Raw genomic sequence first — 17256 nt, 5'->3', positions numbered from 1 at the left:
AGGCAGCAGTGCTGTGTCGGCCGTGCGTGACGGTGCGAGTGCGATCACCGTGCTCCTCCCGATGGGTTCAGTAGTGTGGTGAACCGATGGCAGCCACGACGCATTCCCACCCCTGGACCGCCCCGGTCGCGCGCGGCCCGCTGCAGGGCGACGTCGCCCTGCCGGGCTCGAAGTCGCTGACGAACCGGGAGCTCGTGCTCGCCGCCCTGGCCGACGGCCCGTCGACGATCCACCTGCCGCTGCACTCGCGTGACTCCGCGCTGATGACGGCCGGGCTCCGGCAGCTCGGTGTCGGGGTCGACGAGGTCGAGCCGACGGCCGGGCAGCCGGTGAACCCGTACGGCCCGGACCTCCGCGTGACGCCCGGGCCGATGCGCGGCGGCGTCCGGGTGGACTGCGGTCTCGCCGGCACCGTGATGCGCTTCCTGCCGCCGCTCGCCGCCCTGGCCGAGGGGCCGGTGACGATCGACGGCGACCCGTACGCCCGGAAGCGCCCGATGGCCGCGATCATCCAGGCGCTCGTCGACCTCGGGGTGCAGGTCACGGACGACGGCGGTGGCGCGATGCCGTTCACCGTCGTCGGCACCGGCTCGGTCCGCGGCGGCTCGCTCGACATCGACGCGTCGGCGTCGTCCCAGTTCGTCTCCGGCCTGCTGCTCTCCGCGCCGCGCTTCACCGAGGGGCTGCACCTGCGGCACACCGGGGAACGGCTGCCGAGCCTGCCGCACATCGCGATGACCGTCGAGGTCCTGCGTGCGCGCGGTGTGCAGGTGGACGAGCCGTCGGTCGGCGAGTGGGTCGTGCACCCCGGTCCGATCCGCGCGCGTGACGTGACGATCGAACCGGACCTCTCGAACGCGGCCCCGTTCGCGGTGGCCGCCCTCGTGGCCGGTGGGACGGTCCGGATCCGGACCTGGCCCACCGAGACGACGCAGGTCGGTGCCGACCTCGAGACGCTCCTGCCGCTGTGGGGCGCGACCGTGACCCGCGACGGTGCCGACCTGGTGTTCGACGGCGGCGTCGGGATCCGGGGTGGGGCCTCCGTCCCGGGTGTGGACCTGGACCTGACGCGCGGCGGCGAACTCGCCCCGGCGCTCGTCGCGCTGGCGGCCCTGGCCGACGGCCCGAGCGAGGTGTCCGGCATCGGCCACCTGCGCGGCCACGAGACGGACCGTCTGGCCGCGCTGGCGGCGGACGTCAACGGTCTCGGAGGCGCGGTGACGGAACGCCCCGAGGGGCTCCGGATCGAGCCGGCGCGGCTCCACGGCGGCGACTGGGCCGCGTACGAGGACCACCGGATGGCCACCGCCGGGGCCGTCGTCGGCCTGGTGACGGACGGCGTGGCGGTCGACGACATCGGTTCGACCGCGAAGACGCTGCCGCAGTTCCCGGAGCTGTGGGCGGACCTGCTGGCGACGAGCACGGACGCCGAGACCACCGAGGGAGACCCGGCATGAGCTGGTGGGACGACACCGACGGCGGCGACGAGGACGAGCCGTACGGCCAGTACGACGAGTCCAGCATCCGCGTGCGCCCGAACCCGAAGGGCAACCGGCCGCGCACCAAGACCCGTCCCTCGTACGACGACGCGCCGACCGGCTGGGTGACGAACGTCGACCGCGGTCGGTTCGGCGTCCTCGTGACGGACGAGGACGGCGAGCACGTCGTCACGGCCACGAAGGCTCGGGAGCTCGGCCGGAAGTCCGTCGTCACCGGGGACCACGTGTCGCTCGCGGGGGACGTGTCCGGCGACGAGGGGTCCCTCGCCCGCATCGTCCGGGTGGCCGAGCGCACCTCGCTGCTGCGCCGCAGCGCCGACGACTCCGACGAGGTCGAGCGCGTCATCGTCGCCAACGCCGACCAGATGCTCGTCGTCGTCGCCGCGGCCGACCCGGAACCGCGCACCCGCCTGATCGACCGCTACCTGGTGGCGGCGTTCGACGCGGGTCTCGACCCGATCCTCTGCATCACGAAGACGGACCTCGCCGACCCGGCCCCGTTCCTGGCGCACTTCGCCTGCCTGGACCTGCGCATCGTGACGAGCCGGGCGGACGACGTGCCGTTCGCCGCGCTGCACGAGCTGCTGGACGGCAAGGTCACGGTCACGGTGGGGCACTCCGGCGTCGGCAAGTCGACACTCGTGAACGCCCTGACCGGCTCGACACGGGCGATCGGCGTCGTGAACTCGGTGACCGGGCGGGGGCGGCACACGTCGTCGTCCTCGATCGCCCTGCGGGTGCGGGACGGCGGCTGGGTCATCGACACGCCGGGCGTCCGGTCGTTCGGCCTGGGGCACGTCCAGCCGGAGAACGTGTTCCGCGCGTTCGCCTCGCACGCGGTCACGGTGCAGGACTCCCCCGACGGCATCCCGCTCGACCAGGCGCACGACTGGGAGATCGTGGACCGGGTGCAGAACGGCGAGCTCGGGGCGACCGGCGTCGAGCGGCTGGACTCGTTCCGGGCGCTGCTCACCGGCATGGGCGCCGAGGACCCCGGCACGGCGTAGGCCGCCGCCGGCGCCGACCGGGTCGGGCGGGCCGGGCCGGCGCCCGCTCGACTTCGTGCCCGGGCGGGCGTACGCTGTCCCCTCGTGTCCGAAGTTGCAAAGTACAACTATTCGCCGAGCGCGTCGTCCTCCACAGCCCCCGGCCCCGCCGCCACCCCGGGTGCCACCGTCCACGGCCACGCCGCCCCGCGCCCGCCCCACCGTGCCCCCGGCGTGCTGCGCCCGCAGGGCCTCGCCGGCGTGCTCCGCTCGTTCGGCTCGCACATCCTGGTCCCGCTCTTCCTGGCGGTCGGCATGACGCTCGCCTACCTCGGCGCCTTCCACGCACCGACCCCGCACGACCTGCCGGTCGGCATCGTCGGCACGACCCCGGCGACCCAGGTGTTCGCGCAGACCGTGACCGACCAGTCCGACGGCGCCCTCGTCGCGCACGTCGTCGCCAGCACCCGGCGCGCCGAGCAGCAGGTCCGCGACCGCGAGCTGGCTGCCGTGTACGCCCCGAGCGACTCCGCCGCGACCCTCTACGTCTCGACGGCCGCCAGCGAGACCACCGCCTCGGCCGCGCAGAAGGTCTTCGTGCCGATCGCGTTCGGCCAGCACCTGCCGTTCCACGTCGTCGACGTCGTCCCGACCGGTGACCAGGACACCACCGGCCAGGGGCTCTTCTTCCTGCTGGTCGGCCTGAGCGTCGGCGGGTACTCGTCCGCGATCGCCGTCGCCGCGTTCGCCACGCGCCTCCGCCCGGTGTGGACCGCCGTCGTCGGGCTCGTGACCGCGGCCGTCGTCGCCGGCATCGGCACGGTCGTCGCCGGCCCCGTGTACGGCGTGCTGACCACCCACCAGTGGCAGGTGTTCCTGTTCGCCTGGCTGTACGACGCGGTGATCATCGCGCTCGGCGTCGGCCTGCACCCGCTCATCGGCCGGTGGACGACCCCGGTGCTGACGATGCTGTTCGTGATGCTCAACTTCACGTCGTCGGGCGGGATCTTCCAGCCGGCGTTCCAGCCCGGCTTCTTCGCCGGCCTCAACACGTTCTGGAGCGGTGCCGCCTGGCTGCAGGCAGCGCAGGACCTGCAGTACTTCCCCGGCGCCTCGCTCGGCCGGAGCGGTCTGGTCCTGGCCCTCTGGCTCGTCGCCGCCGTGCTGCTCTGCGTCGTCGTGCACGGGCTCGTCGCCCGCCGCACCCGGATCGCCCGTGAGCGCGCCGTCACCCTGCTCGAGGAGGAAGAGGTCGTGGCGGCCTGACGTCCGCAGCCGGACAGCCGCCACCCCGCGCCAGCGCCCGCGCCCCCGCTACGCTGGCCCCCGTGGACCTCAGCGCCGACCTGGACTTCGCCCGTTCCCTCGCCGACACCGCCGACGCGATCAGCCTCGACCGCTTCCGCGCCGGCGACCTGCACGTGTCGGAGAAGGCCGACCACACCGCGGTCACCGACGCCGACCAGGCCGTCGAGCGGGCGCTCCGCGAGCGACTCACGGCCGAACGACCGGACGACGCGTTCCTCGGCGAGGAGACCACCGCGGACACCGGTGCCGACGCGCTGAGCGAGGGGCACCGCCAGTGGGTCGTCGACCCGATCGACGGCACGGCGAACTACCTCCGCGGCGTGCCGGTGTGGGCGACCCTCATCGCACTGGCGGTCGACGGCCGTCCGGTCCTCGGCGTGGTGAGCGCCCCGGCGCTGGGCAAGCGCTGGTGGGCCGCCGCGGGCCTCGGTGCGCACTCCCTCGAGGGACCGCTGCACGTCTCCGGCGTCAGCACGCTCGAGGACGCCAGCCTCAGCTACAACTCGCTGCAGCAGTGGGACGACGACGACCGGCTCGACACCCTCGTCGCGCTGTCCCGGACGGTCTGGCGCACCCGCGCCTACGGCGACATGTGGTCGTACATGATGGTCGCCGAGGGGGTCCTCGACGTCGCCGGCGAACCGGACCTGAAGCCGTGGGACATCGCCGCCCTCGTGCCGATCGTCGAGGAGGCCGGCGGACGGTTCACCTCGCTCGACGGCGACCCGGGTCCGTGGCACGGCAGCGCCCTCGCGACGAACGGCCTGGTCCACGACGCGGTCGTCGAGGTCGTCCGCCGCGGATGACGGACAGCTCCGCGCGACGGGCAGGAGGCACGCCCGCCACCCCCACGCCGGTCCGGCTCCGCCCTGTCCCCCGAGCCCGCGGAGCCGCTTGTACCCCTGTCCTCGCCACGCCGATGCCCGGGTGACGCGTCACATCCCACTGACCGGAGCAGTGCCCGCCGAGGCAGACCAACGGTTCTGTACCCCGGCGCCTACCACACCGTCCTGGAGGGCGACCCCGTGTCCCCCCGGACTGGGGGCACGCGGATCGCGACCTTTCCCTGACGGACGGCCTGGACCGGTCGAAGAGGGGTTAGCGTTCTCATGACGGAAGGTCATGTGAACGCACCGGGATCCCTAGTCCCAGCGAGCACGGATCCGCCGTCATTCGTCCGAAGACCCTAACCCGAGGGGTGATCAAGACGATGACATCATCGTTCCCGAGCGGAACCGAGCCCACCCAGGCTCGTCGTCCGCGATCTGTCCACACATCGACCCAGCCAGCGAACCGGGCCACCCACCCGTCGTCCGCCGGCACGACCCACCGCGGAGCCACCCACTCCACTGCGGGCTCCCACGTCGTCGGCTTCCCCGCCGGCGCGTCTCGCTCCCCCGTCCCTGGCGCCGGAGGCCGGTGAGTCCTGATGGATCTCACCGGTCGACGCACTGAGGTCGACCGGATCACGACCCTCGCCGTACTCCCTCGGGAGTCCGCGCTGGTCGTCGTCGGCGACCCCGGCTCCGGACGCACGAGCGTCCTCGACGCGGCCAGCAGCCGCGTCTCCCTCCCCGTCGTCCGCATCGGCGTGAACGGCAGCGAGTCCCGCTGGCCGCTCGGTGGTGTGACGACGCTCTTCAGCGCACTCGACGACCCCCGGGCCGCCGCACACGTCTCCCGCATCCTCGGGTCCGTGCGTGACGCGGACCCGGCCCAGGTCATCGTCGTGGCGCACGAACTCCTCGACACGCTGCGCACCCTGCAGACGGCGCCGACCATGGTCCTCATCGACGACCTCGACCGGATGGACGAGGCGAGCCAGACGCTCATCGCGTTTCTCGCCGGCCGACTCGTCGGGACGTCCCTGCGGATCGTCGCCACGGTGACGAGCGTGCCGTCCGACGGCCCGCTCGCGGCCCTGCCGTCGCTGCGCCTGGGAGCCCTCCACCCGGACGAGGCACTGCTGCTCGCCCGCGAGATGGCCTCCGACGACGCCAACGACGGTGTGCTGGCGGTCATCGCGGAGCAGACCGCCGGCAACCCCGGCGTCCTCCGGGAACAGCTCGGCATGCTCCGCCGTGAGCAGCTGCTCGGCACGGAACCCCTCGTGCTGCCGCTCCGCCCCACCCCGACGACGGACCGCGTCGCGGGCCCCGTGGTCGCGTCGGTCCCAGGACGCGATCTGGACGTCCTCACCCGCCTCTCCCTGGTGCCCGTCACCAGGGCCGCCGGGCCGGAGTGGGACCGCGACGTCGTCGAGGACCTCGCGTCCGTCGGGCTCGTCACGGTCCGCGGCCCGTCGATCTCGGTCCGTTCCCCGCTCGTGCGCTCGTACCTGCACTGGCGGATGACGGCTCGCGACCGACGGGCGGCGCACGCCGAACTCGCCGTCTCCGCGACCGCCCACGACCCGCGCGCCGCAGCGTGGCACCGGAGCTTCACCGACGACGTCCCGGACGCCGTCGCCCTCCTGCACGCCGCCCTGGCGTCCGCGACGGACGGCGACGCCGGTGCCGCGGTGACGCTCACCGAGCGCGCCCTGCACGTCGGCACCGGGTCCGAGAGCGAGCACCTGGCGCTCCTCGCGGTCGCCGAGGTCCTGCTCGCGCACCGACTGCTCGGCTACGCGGCGCGCTACCTCGCCGCGATCGCACCGTTCCGGTCCCGCCTCGACGACGTGCGCCGCCTGCGGTTGCACTACTCGGTGCAGTACCTCAGCGGCGAGGCGGTCGAGGCCGACGAACTGCTCGTCCCCGCCGACGCGACCGACGCCGCCGAGACGGAGGCCGTGACGGGTCTCCTGGCCATGGTCGCCGCCTTCCGGGCCGAGGCCTGGGAGCTGGAGCACGCCCGCGACCTGCTGCACCGGGCCGGCCCGTTCGAGCCCGCCCTGCCGGCACACACGGCGCAGATCCTGCAGGCCGCACGGCACATGGTCGCCGCGGTCGACGGACACCTGCCGCCGGACCGGGAACTGCACGACGGACTGACGACGACCAGCCTGCTGGCCCTCGCCGACCCGACGCTGCTGCTCCTGGCCCACGCGCTCAGCCTGTCCGAGCGGTACCGCAGCGCCCGCCGGGTGTTCGCGCTGGTCCTGGCCCGGTCGTCGCACACCGCGCCGGTGTGGGTCGAGGCGGCCCGGTACCTGACCGCGGAGAACGAGGTGCGCTCGGGCAACTTCCGGCTCGCCCTCCGTGCGATCGACGCGTGGGAGACCGGCTCGAGCGTCGTCGAGCGACTGCGGGAGCCCTCGCGGGCCATCGCGATCGCCTGGCGGCACTTCCTCGAGGGACACCCGTCGGCGTGCCTCGAGGTCCTCGACCGGTGCCTGGCCGTCCGCTCCACGAGCGGGCTCTGGGGTGCGACGGCGAAGCTGCACGCGCTGCGTGGGCTGGTCCTGCTGTTCGAGGGCCGCGCCGAGGAGGCCGCGGTCGCGCTCGAGACCGCCGACGCCATCGGGCGCACGGTGCGGAACCCGACGGTGCTCCGGCACCTCGGAGACCTGGTCGAGGCCTACGTCCGGCTGGGACGCACCGACGACGCACGGACGGTGACGGCCCGGCTGGCCGCCGACCACCGGGCACACCCGTCACGCTGGGGTGCCCTCGTCCTGGCCCGGAGCCTGGCGCTCGTCGGTGACGACACCACCCGGGACGCCGCCCGGCACCGAGCGCTCGAGCTGTTCGAGCCCACGGACTCGCAGTTCGAACGAGCCAGGACCCTCGCCGCACTCGCGGCGACGGGCACCGGTGCCGACCGCGCCCGGCTCGGGGCCGCCGCCGCCGCGGCCTACGAGGCCACCGGACTCCGGCGTCCGCTCGTCGCCCCGCAGGGCGTCGCCGCGATGCCGCCGGCCGTCGGCTCGTCGACGCTCCGGCAGCCGCAGGCCGACTCGACGCCGTCGCCGACGACGCCGCGGAGCGCCCCGGAGGGCACGCCGGTGCTCACCCTGCTCACCGCCGAGGAGCAGGCCGTGGTCCAGAAGGTCACGGAGGGCTACCGGAACCGCGAGATCGCCTCGTCGCTGTACATGTCGCAGCGCACGGTGGAGCTCCGGCTCACGCAGATCTACCGGAAGGTGGGGGCGCGCTCACGCTCGCACCTGGTGGCGCTGCTGGGGTAGACGCGACCGCAGACGGACGGGAGGCCCGGTACCAGCTGGTACCGGGCCTCCCGTCCGTCGTGGGGTCGCCGCGGTCGCTCAGACCGTCGCGGCGCGCCGCGTGGGGCTGTGCCAGACCCCGCTGGAGCCGCCGCGGAACGCGAGGAACAGCGCGCGGAGGCACAGGTACGAGTCGAGGACCCGGAGCAGCGGGAACGTCAGCCCGTACAGCACGTACACGCCGCGGCGGGACACCACCGCGACGACGATGGTGAGCAGGTAGTCGGGCAGCAGCACGCCGACGACGATGCCGGTGACCGGGTCGACGGCGAGCACGGCGTCCGGGAACCCGGCGCCCATCCCGACCGCGACGAGGACCGCCGCGGTCCCGGCGAGCGCCACCGCGGGCAGCAGCAGGAGCATCATCAGGCTCGACGTGACGAGCTCGAGGACGAACAGGCCGGTGGCGAGTCCGAAGCGGCGGACGCCGAAGCGGTGTCGCCGGAGGGTCTGCCAGAAGCCGAGGTTCCAGCGGCGGACCTGCTTGGCGTAGTCGCGGAGGGTGTCCGGGTCCTGCGTGTACGCCACGGCGGCGCCGGGGCGGAAGGCGACGCGGCCGAGCTCCTTGGCGTGCACCTCGAACGTCATGTTGAAGTCCTCGATGGCCAGTCCCTCGGCGGTGATGTCGATGTCGCGGAGGATCCGGGTGCGGTACATCGAGGCGAAGCCGGGGACGATGGCGACGACGTTGGCGGCGGGGGCGGCCTGGCCGAACTTCTGCAGGTACTGGACGGCGACGTAGACGCGTTCGCGGTAGGCCACCAGCAGGCGTCCGAGGAAGGTGGGGGCGCGGGGTTCCAGGATCGTGGTGGCGCGGCCGGCGACGGCGACGACGTCCGGGGCGGAGAACTCCGGCAGCCCGGTGGCGAAGTAGTCGGCGGACAGGTGGGTGTCCGCGTCCAGGAGCATCATCACCTCGAAGCGCTCCGGGATCGAGAAGTGCTCGATGGCGGCGGCGATGGCGCCGGCCTTGCCACGGTTCGGGTGCAGGTCGTACACCTGGGCGCCGGCGGCGCGGGCGATCTCGACGGTGCGGTCGGAGGACCCGTCGGAGACGACGAGGATCTGCTCGGGCGGCAGGTGTTCGGCCGCGGAGCGGATGGTCCGTTCGATGACGAGTTCCTCGTCGTGCGCGGCGACGAGGACGGCGACGTCCGCGGTCGTCGGCGGCCGGTAGCCGTGTGGGAGCGGTACGGGCAGCCCGCGGCGGAGCGCCCGACGACCGCGGCCGCCGGCCCGGACGCGGTGGATGCGGGCCGAGACCACCCGGGTCGCGCCGACCGTGGTCCAGAGGATCGTGTTGACGCCGAGGACGAGCACGAGGGCGACGACGAACGTGAGCATGGGGCGACGCTAAGCGGCGGGGCGCGGACACCGCACCGCATTCCCGCACCCGGGGCCGCACGTGGTTGCGGGAGTCCGCACGCGGTCACGCAGTCGCCGCCACGGTGCTGCGGGGCACCGCAAGACCGGTCCGGGGACGTTGCCGACGGCCGGTCCGACCCGTGATGGTGGCAACGCACCGACCGCCGGCCCCGTCATCGGGGCAGGGCCGCGTACCCGAGACCGGTACCCGACCGGCCGCACCCGGACCGCCACCGTCCGTCCCCGCCTGATCCGGGGACGGGCGGTGGCCCGGACACGGCCCACCCGATCCCCCGGCCCACCCGACGGTGGTCGGTGCCTGCCGGGACGTCCCGGTTGTGTCCCGATCCGAGGGGAACCCGCATGTCCATCGCACCTCCGTCGCCCGACAGCCTGTCGGTCCGCACGTCGCCGGCCGTCCCGACGACGCCGACCATCCCGACGTCGCCGGACGTCTCGGCGTCCCTGGACGCATCGGCGTCCCTGGCCGTGTCGTCGTCCCTGGCTGTCTCGTCGTCCCTGGCCCGCAGTGTCGCGGGCCCCGACGGCACCACCGCTCCCGGCGGGACCCGCGGCTTCGAGTTCGACGTCGCGATCGTCGGCCTCGGCTACGTCGGGCTGCCGACCGCCCTGGCGTACCACCACTCGGGCACCTCGGTCATCGGCCTCGACGTGTCGCAGCGGCGCCTGGAGACCATCCGATCCCGCGGCGCCGACCTGCTCGACGACGACCGGGTGCGGCTGGAATCGGCGTTCCTGGCCGACGACTTCGTGCTCACCGACGACCCGTCGATGCTCGCTCGTGCCGCCGCCGTGATCGTGTGCGTGCCGACGCCGGTCGACGAGTACCTGGTGCCGGACCTGGCGATCCTCCGCGGTGCCGCGGCGACGGTCGTCGAGCACGCGGTGCCCGGGCAGCTCCTCATGCTGACGAGCACCACGTACGTCGGCTGCACCGACGACCTGCTCGTGCGGCCCCTGACCGAGCGCGGGCTGCTGCCGGGCACGGACGTGTTCGTGGCGTTCAGCCCGGAGCGCATCGACCCGGGCAACGCCGCGGTCGCCCACGAGGACGTCCCGCGGGTCCTCGGTGCGGCGACGCCCGCGTGCGCGGTGATCGCGGACGAGATGCTCGGCCGCTACGCCCGGGTGCACCGTGTGCCCTCGCTCGCCGCAGCCGAGATGACGAAGCTGCTCGAGAACACGTTCCGCGCCGTGAACATCGCGCTGGCGAACGAGTTCTCGGACATCTGCCGCACGATGGGCATCGACGTGGCCGACGTGGTCGACGCCGCCGCGACGAAGCCGTACGGGTTCATGGCGTTCATGCCGGGCCCGGGCGTCGGCGGTCACTGCATCCCGTGCGACCCGCACTACCTGCTCTGGCAGCTCAAGGCCGAGCGTCAGGCCGCGCCGATGATCACCCAGGCGATGACCGAGATCGCGGCCCGCCCGGGTCGGGTCGTCGACCGCACCCGCGAGGTCCTCTCCGACGCCGGCCGTGGCCTCCGTGGTGCCCGGGTGCTCGTCGTCGGCATCGCCTACAAGCGTGACGTCGCCGACCTCCGCGAGTCCCCCGCGCTCGAGGTCCTGCAGGGCCTGATCGCCGCCGGTGCCGAGGTCGGGTTCGCCGACCACCGCTTCGACTCGGTCCGCCTGCACGACGGCACGGTCCTCGACGACGTCGTCGACGAGGCCGCCTTCGGTGCCGACGTCGTCCTCCTGCACACCCGGCACAGCGACGCCGACCTGTCCTGGATCACCGGCGAGCAGCTCGTGATCGACACCACCTACCGGGCTGCGGACCTCACCGGCCGCATCCTCCTCTGAAAGGGAACACCATGAAGTCCATCGTCACCGGAGGCGCCGGGTTCATCGGCAGCCACCTCGTCGAACGCCTGCTCGCCGACGGCGACGAGGTCGTCGTCCTCGACGACTTCTCCACCGGTCGGGCCGACAACCTGGCCGCCGTCGCCGGGCACGACCGGCTGCGCGTCGTCGAGGGCAGCATCCTCGACCGCGAGCTCGTCACCGAACTGGTCGCCGGCTCGGACCGGGTCTTCCACCTGGCCGCCGCGGTCGGTGTGAAGCTCATCGTCGACCACCCGCTGCAGGGGCTCCGCACGAACATCCACGGCAGCGAGAACGTCCTGGACGCCTGTGTCGCCGCCGGCGCGAAGCTGCTCCTCGTCTCGACCAGTGAGATCTACGGCAAGAACACCGCCGACGCGCTGCACGAGACCGCCGACCGGGTCCTCGGGTCGCCGCTCGTGGCCCGCTGGACGTACGCCGCCGCGAAGGGCATCGACGAGGCCTTCGCGCACGCGTACTTCAAGGAGTACGGCCTGCGGGTCGCCATCGCCCGTCCGTTCAACACCGTCGGTCCGCGGCAGACCGGCCGCTACGGCATGGTCGTCCCGAACCTCGTCGGCCAGGCCGTCCGCGGCGAACCGCTGACCGTCTACGGCGACGGCGTCCAGTCGCGCTGCTTCTCGTTCGTCGGTGACGTCGTCCCCGCGATGGTCGCGCTCATCGAGCACGAGGCGGCCTACGGCGAGGCGTTCAACCTCGGCGGCGAGCGCGAGATCAGCATCGCCGAGCTCGCGGACCTGGTCATCGACATCGTCGGGTCGGACAGCCAGATCACCTACGTCCCCTACGACGAGGCGTACGGCGAGGGCTACGAGGACATGCGCCGCCGTGTGCCGGACAACACCCGCGCGAAGGCCGCCGTCGGGTTCGCCCCGGTGACCCCCCTGGAGGCCGTGGTCCGGTTGGTCGCGGAGGACGTGCGGACCCGCGCGGCCGCCGAGACCGCCCCGACGGGTGCGACGGCGGTGGTCTAGACATGTGCGGCATCATCGCGGCACGGGTGGCGGACGACGCGACCCCGTACCTCCTGGACGGTCTGGAGCGCCTGGAGTACCGCGGCTACGACTCGGCCGGCATCGCCGTCCGGACCAGCACCGGCGGCACCGAGACGATCCGTTCGGTGTCCCGGGTCGGCGACCTGCGCACGCTGGTCGCCGCCCGCTCCGGTGACCCGTTCACCGGCACCGGGATCGGCCACACCCGCTGGGCGACGCACGGCGCCGTCCGCGAGACGAACGCGCACCCGCACGCCGACTGCTCCGGTCGGATCAGCGTCGTGCACAACGGCATCATCGAGAACGCGGACCGCCTCCGCGAGCAGCTGAGCGCCCAGGGACACGTGTTCGCGTCCGAGGTCGACTCGGAGGTCATCACGCACCTGGTCGAGCGCGCCCTGGCGGTCGACCCGGACCTGATGCTCGCGGTGCAGATCGCGACCGCGCAGCTCGAGGGCTCCTGGGCCATCGTGGTCCTCGACGCCCGCGACGGCCGGATGGTCGCCGCCGCCGACCGCTCACCGCTCGTGGTGGCACGCGCCGCCCGCGGTGACTTCGTGGCGAGCGACATCGGTGCGATCGCCACGTGGGCAGAGACCTTCGTCGCGCTCCGCGACGGTGACGTCGTCGAGCTCGGCGAGAGCTGGACCTGGTCCTCCCGCGGCGAGGTCGTGGCGGTGCCGTTCGCGACGCCGTCGCCGTTCGCCGCCGAGGCGCTCGAGCTCGGCGACCACACCGACCACATGGCGAAGGAGATCGAGGAGCAGCCCGGCGTCGTGGCCGAGATCCTCGACCGGATCGCCGATCGCGCGGTGGACGGGCAGCTGTGGCGCGGCCTCGGGCTCGCGCCGTTCGAGCGCGTCGCCGTCGTGGCCTGCGGTACCTCGCTGAACGCCGGGCAGGTCATCGCGACCGCGCTCCGCGGACTCGGCGGCGTCCCCACCGACACCGTCGTCGCCAGCGAGGCCGACCAGGCCGTCCTGACCCCCGGCACCCTGGTCGTCGCGATCAGCCAGTCCGGCGAGACCGCGGACGTCCTCCGTGCCCTCGACCGGTTCGCGGACCGGCACCAGGTGCTCGCGCTGACGAACAACCTGCACTCGTCGCTCGCCCGTCGGGCCGACGCGGTGCTCGACTGCCACGCCGGACCGGAGATCGGGGTCGCCGCGACGAAGACGTTCACGGCCCAGGTCGTCGTCGGCGTCTCGGCGATGATCTCGGCGCTCGTGGCCTCCGGCCGGATCGACCGCTCCCGGGCACTGGCGCTCGTGGGTGACATGCAGCGGCTGCCCGGCCTCCTGGCCGGCGCTGCCGAGGCGTCGCTCGACCGGATCCCGCTGCTCGTCTCGAGCGTGCGCGACGCCTCCGGGTTCCTGTTCCTGGGACGCGGGGCGGGCCTCCCGTTCGCCGCCGAGGGTGCGCTCAAGCTCAAGGAGCTCTCCTACCGGTGGGCCGAGGCCTACCCGGCGGGCGAGCTCAAGCACGGCCCGCTCGCGCTCGTCACCGACGGCACCCCCGTGGTCGTCGTCGACAACGGCGAGCACAAGATCCAGGCGAACGTCGCCGAGGTCCGCGCCCGTGGTGGGTTCGTCATCACCATCGGCGGAGCCGGCGCCGACGTGCCCGCACTCGGTCGCGACGCCGGGCGGCTGCTCTCCTGTCGGACCGACGTCACCGACCAGGGCATGTCGCTCTGGGGGCCGCTCGAGTCCGTCGTCCCCCTCCAGATGCTCGCCCGCGAGCTCGCGCTGCAGCTCGGCTGCGACGTGGACAAGCCCCGCAACCTCGCGAAGTCGGTGACCGTCGAATGACCAGGGACCAGTCCGTCAACCGCCTGACGGTGATCCTCGCCGTCCTGGCCGCCGTGGCGATCATCGTCACCGGGCTCCTCGGAGCCGCGCCGGCGCACGCCGCGACCACCCCGAAGACCGTGACGAAGCCGGTCACGGTCAGCCTGACGTTCGACGACGGCAACGCCGACCAGATGCCCGCGGTGCAGATCCTGCAGCAGAACGGCCTGACCGGCACGTTCTACATCATCACCGGCTACCTCGGCGCCCCCGGGTACATGCAGCAGTCGGACCTGGCGACCCTCGCTGCCGCCGGCGACGAGATCGGTGGACACAGCGTCACCCACCCCGACATGTCGGCGCTGTCCCAGGCCGAGGCCGAGCGGCAGGCCTGCCAGTCGCGTGCCACGCTGTCGTCGTGGGGCTACAGCGTCCGGAGCTTCGCCTACCCGTTCGCGGAATCGACCAAGAAGACGCGTGACGCCGTCCGCGCCTGCGGGTACACCAGCGCTCGCGGCCTCGACGACGTGCAGACCGCCTACGACTGCACCGGCTGTGCCACCGCCGAGACCCTGCCGCCGAAGAACGCCATGCTGACCCGGGCACCGAGCCAGGTCGAGGCGAACTGGACCCTGGCCGGCCTGCAGCAGCAGGTCACCCAGGCGAAGACCGACAAGGGCGGCTGGGTGCAGCTGACCTTCCACCACCTCAGCGACGACGCAGCGCTCGATCCGACGATCTCGCCGGCACTGTTCGCGCAGTTCGCCCAGTGGCTCGCCGCCTACTCCGCGGACCCGGCGAACGCCACCACCGTGAAGACGGTCGGCGACGCGGTGGGCACCCCGGTGCAGCCGGTCGTGCAGTCGCCGGTCCCCGCACCGGCGGCACCCGGCGTCAACGCGGTGCAGAACCCGTCGTTCCAGACGACCTCCACCACGAGCCCGAGCGGCCAGAAGTGCTGGCAGTACGGCGGGTACGGGTCGAACACGGCGGCGTTCAGCACCGTCACCCCGGGCCGCACCGGCACCAGGGCGACGTCGCTCACCGTGAGCAACGCCGTCGACGGCGACGCCAAGTGGTTGCCGACGTTCGACCTCGGCGAGTGCGCGCCGACCGTCGTCGCCGGCCACACGTACTCGCTCCGTGAGTACTACACGGCGGACACGGTGACCCAGTTCACGGTCTACCTGCGCGACGCGGACACCGGCTCGTGGCACTACTGGACCGCGAGCCCCTGGTACGCCTCGGCCGCGACGTGGACCCAGGCGGTGTGGACGACGGACCAGATCCCGGCCGGGTTCGACGGCATCAGCTTCGGCCTGAACCTGTTCACGAACGGCACGCTGACCACCGACGACGTCGCCGCCTACGACACCGTCGGTGCCCCACCGCTCGCGACCAGCACGACGACGAACAGCGCGCCCACGTCGACGACGACGCGCAGCAGCGTCAGCCGGATCGCCCCGGCCGTCGACGCCCTGACCGTCCGGTCCCGCGCGGTCCTCGGGCAGCTCGACACGTCGGGCATGGCGGGCCAGCTCGACGTGCCGTCCACGCCGGCCGGACCGGAGTCGCCGGCCGGACCGGCGTCGCCGGCCAGACCGGCGTCGCCGGCCAGACCGGCGTCGCCGCTCCCCGGCCCGATCGGTCGATGACGTGCGGACGACACCGACGCCCCGGTCCCGAGCGACCCGCACCAGCGGCTCCCGGGGCCGGGGCGCCCGGCTGCGGCCCCCCGCGGCACTCGTCGGCACGCTCGCGCTGACCGCGGTCCTCGCCGGCTGCGGCACCCCCACCAGCGGCGGAGCGGTCGCCCGCACCTACCCGTGGCACACCAGGATCGTCTCCACCACGTTCTGGGTCGGCGAGGTCTTCGACCCGAACGCCGACGACGGCAGCCAGGTGTACTCCACCTACGACGACGACTGGCAGGGCAGCTACGGCGGCTGCGACGGCGTCATCGTCGAGCGCGTCTGTCAGACCGAACGCCGCACGGCCGACAACGGGTACTTCCCGCTGCACATGGGACCGAAGGAGAACCCGTTCTACCTCGACGTCCCCTACGACGACATCAACGACCGCAGGGGCTTCCGCAGACGGGACACGGTCGTGCCCTGGGCCGGTGACCCCGCCTACCGCGGGCACCGGGGTGACGACGGCTTCAGCTACCTCAAGAACCGGTGGGTGCAACTGAGCAAGGACGGGCGCACCTGCTACGGCCAGGTCCAGGACGCCGGACCAGGCACCTACCACGACAGCGCCTACGTCTTCGGCTCCACGAACAAGCGGCCCGCCAACAAGCGGTACAACAACGCCGGCGTCGACGTCTCCCCCGCCCTGAACGGCTGCCTGCACTACGCCGAACTCGACGGCGCGGACGACCGGATCGCCTGGCGGTTCGTCGAGGCCGGTACGGTCCCGACCGGACCGTGGCGCCGCATCGTCACGACCAGCCAGGTCTCCCAGTGAACCGCTGAGGACGGTCTGCGACGATGTCGGCTTGACCTCCCTGCCCGCCTCCGCCGTCCCCGCCGCCCTGCTCATCGGCGCCGTGCTCCCCCTGGTGCCGTTCCTCGGCCGGATCCCCCGCCTGGCCGCGACGATCGTGCACGAGGTCGGCCACTGCGTCGTCGTGGTCCCCTTCGGCGGCCGCATCCGACGCATCGACCTACACCCGGACGGCTCCGGGGAGGCCTGGGTCCAGCTCGGCCGCGTCCCCGGCGTCATCCGGTGGCTGGTCCGACTGCTCAACCTCTTCGCCGGGTACAGCGCACCGATCTGGGCCGGCGTGCTGCTCGTCACCGGGGCGGTCGTCGGCTCACCCTGGCTGCCCGTCGCCGTGCTCGGCGTCGTCGGGCTGCTCGCGCTGCTGTTCGTCCGGAACTGGTTCGGCCTGCTCGTGGTGATCGGGTTCGACGCGCTCGCCGTGTGGGTCGCCGTCCGGCCGTCGGACCTGACGCTGCTCGTCGTCGCGGCCCTCGGTGCCGCGCTCCTCGTGGACGGGCTCCGCTCGCTCCTGCAGGTCGTCCGGTGGCTGTTCACCGGGGCGCGGGTGCAGACCGACTTCCACATCGCGGCCGCCGAGATGCGGCTGCCCGCCGTCGTCTGGTTCGTGCTGTTCCTGGCGGGCAACGGCGTCGCGGTGTGGGCGGCCCGTGCGCCCCTCCTCGCGGTCGGCGACACCGTGGTCACCGGCGTCCGGAGCCTGGTCGGCGTCTGACGGAGCCGCCGACCGCGGACGCACGGCCGGGCGACGCACCGCGACGCCGCCTG

At 73.3% G+C, this 17256-nt stretch carries 12 protein-coding genes; 11 read left to right on the top strand and 1 reads right to left on the bottom strand.

The window, feature by feature from the left end:
• Positions 1-86: 86 nt before the first annotated feature.
• The 5 genes from aroA (at position 87) to JOD51_RS17330 (ending at position 7922) form a co-directional block, all read left to right on the top strand.
• Positions 87-1457 carry a 3-phosphoshikimate 1-carboxyvinyltransferase gene (gene aroA / locus JOD51_RS07075; protein ID WP_204607629.1) on the top strand — a complete coding sequence of 457 codons (1371 nt, stop codon included), beginning with the start codon at positions 87-89 and terminating at the stop codon, positions 1455-1457.
• Entirely contained in the window at positions 1454-2506 is a 1053-nt protein-coding gene (rsgA, locus tag JOD51_RS07070; protein WP_204607628.1) for a ribosome small subunit-dependent GTPase A, read from the top strand. Before aroA ends, rsgA begins: the two co-directional genes overlap by 4 nt.
• Positions 2507-2590: 84 nt before the next feature.
• Entirely contained in the window at positions 2591-3751 is a 1161-nt protein-coding gene (locus JOD51_RS07065; protein ID WP_204607627.1) for an ABC-2 transporter permease, read from the top strand.
• A 62-nt stretch (positions 3752-3813) separates the two neighbouring features.
• A complete protein-coding gene (locus tag JOD51_RS07060; protein WP_204607626.1) occupies positions 3814-4599 on the top strand; it encodes an inositol monophosphatase family protein in 786 nt (261 codons plus the stop codon).
• Positions 4600-5222: 623 nt separating this feature from the next.
• On the top strand, positions 5223-7922 hold the full coding sequence (locus tag JOD51_RS17330) for a helix-turn-helix transcriptional regulator (protein WP_204607625.1): 2700 nt from the start codon (positions 5223-5225) through the stop codon (positions 7920-7922).
• 78 nt (positions 7923-8000) lie between these two features.
• Here the strand turns inward: JOD51_RS17330 and JOD51_RS07050 are convergent, their stop codons facing one another.
• Entirely contained in the window at positions 8001-9305 is a 1305-nt protein-coding gene (locus JOD51_RS07050; protein ID WP_204607624.1) for a glycosyltransferase family 2 protein, read from the bottom strand.
• A gap of 384 nt (positions 9306-9689) precedes the next feature.
• Here JOD51_RS07050 and JOD51_RS07045 point away from each other — a divergent pair, with 384 nt between their 5' ends.
• The 6 genes from JOD51_RS07045 to JOD51_RS07020 are packed head-to-tail and all read left to right on the top strand — an operon-like array spanning position 9690 to position 17203.
• Positions 9690-11156, top strand: a complete 1467-nt coding sequence (locus JOD51_RS07045; RefSeq protein ID WP_204607623.1) for a nucleotide sugar dehydrogenase — start codon at positions 9690-9692, stop codon at positions 11154-11156.
• 11 nt (positions 11157-11167) lie between these two features.
• A complete protein-coding gene (locus JOD51_RS07040; RefSeq protein WP_204607622.1) occupies positions 11168-12172 on the top strand; it encodes an NAD-dependent epimerase/dehydratase family protein in 1005 nt (334 codons plus the stop codon).
• Positions 12173-12174: 2 nt separating this feature from the next.
• Positions 12175-14004 carry a glutamine--fructose-6-phosphate transaminase (isomerizing) gene (gene glmS, locus JOD51_RS07035; RefSeq protein WP_204607621.1) on the top strand — a complete coding sequence of 610 codons (1830 nt, stop codon included), beginning with the start codon at positions 12175-12177 and terminating at the stop codon, positions 14002-14004.
• Positions 14001-15638, top strand: a complete 1638-nt coding sequence (locus JOD51_RS07030; RefSeq protein WP_204607620.1) for a polysaccharide deacetylase family protein — start codon at positions 14001-14003, stop codon at positions 15636-15638. The genes glmS and JOD51_RS07030 overlap by 4 nt, the downstream gene beginning before the upstream one ends.
• 1 nt (position 15639) lies before the next feature.
• Positions 15640-16452 (top strand): hypothetical protein, encoded by an 813-nt coding sequence (locus tag JOD51_RS07025; RefSeq protein ID WP_204607619.1) that lies wholly within the window; start codon positions 15640-15642, stop codon positions 16450-16452.
• A 31-nt stretch (positions 16453-16483) separates the two neighbouring features.
• Complete coding sequence (locus JOD51_RS07020) at positions 16484-17203, top strand: M50 family metallopeptidase (protein ID WP_204607618.1); 720 nt, start codon at positions 16484-16486, stop codon at positions 17201-17203.
• The last annotated feature ends 53 nt before the right edge of the window (positions 17204-17256 follow it).

This window comes from Curtobacterium herbarum (genome assembly GCF_016907335.1).
GTDB classification, from domain to species: Bacteria; Actinomycetota; Actinomycetes; order Actinomycetales; family Microbacteriaceae; genus Curtobacterium; species Curtobacterium herbarum.
Note: the sequence above shows the minus strand (reverse complement) of the source record. Positions and strands in the feature narration are given on the sequence as shown.

Coding starts and splice junctions, on each gene's coding strand:
- aroA (WP_204607629.1), top strand. CDS start 87: ATGGCAGCCACGACGCATTCCCACCCCTGGACCGCCCCGGTCGCGCGC.
- rsgA (WP_204607628.1), top strand. CDS start 1,454: ATGAGCTGGTGGGACGACACCGACGGCGGCGACGAGGACGAGCCGTAC.
- JOD51_RS17330 (WP_204607625.1), top strand. CDS start 5,223: ATGGATCTCACCGGTCGACGCACTGAGGTCGACCGGATCACGACCCTC.
- JOD51_RS07050 (WP_204607624.1), bottom strand. CDS start 9,305: ATGCTCACGTTCGTCGTCGCCCTCGTGCTCGTCCTCGGCGTCAACACG.
- JOD51_RS07045 (WP_204607623.1), top strand. CDS start 9,690: ATGTCCATCGCACCTCCGTCGCCCGACAGCCTGTCGGTCCGCACGTCG.
- JOD51_RS07040 (WP_204607622.1), top strand. CDS start 11,168: ATGAAGTCCATCGTCACCGGAGGCGCCGGGTTCATCGGCAGCCACCTC.
- glmS (WP_204607621.1), top strand. CDS start 12,175: ATGTGCGGCATCATCGCGGCACGGGTGGCGGACGACGCGACCCCGTAC.
- JOD51_RS07030 (WP_204607620.1), top strand. CDS start 14,001: ATGACCAGGGACCAGTCCGTCAACCGCCTGACGGTGATCCTCGCCGTC.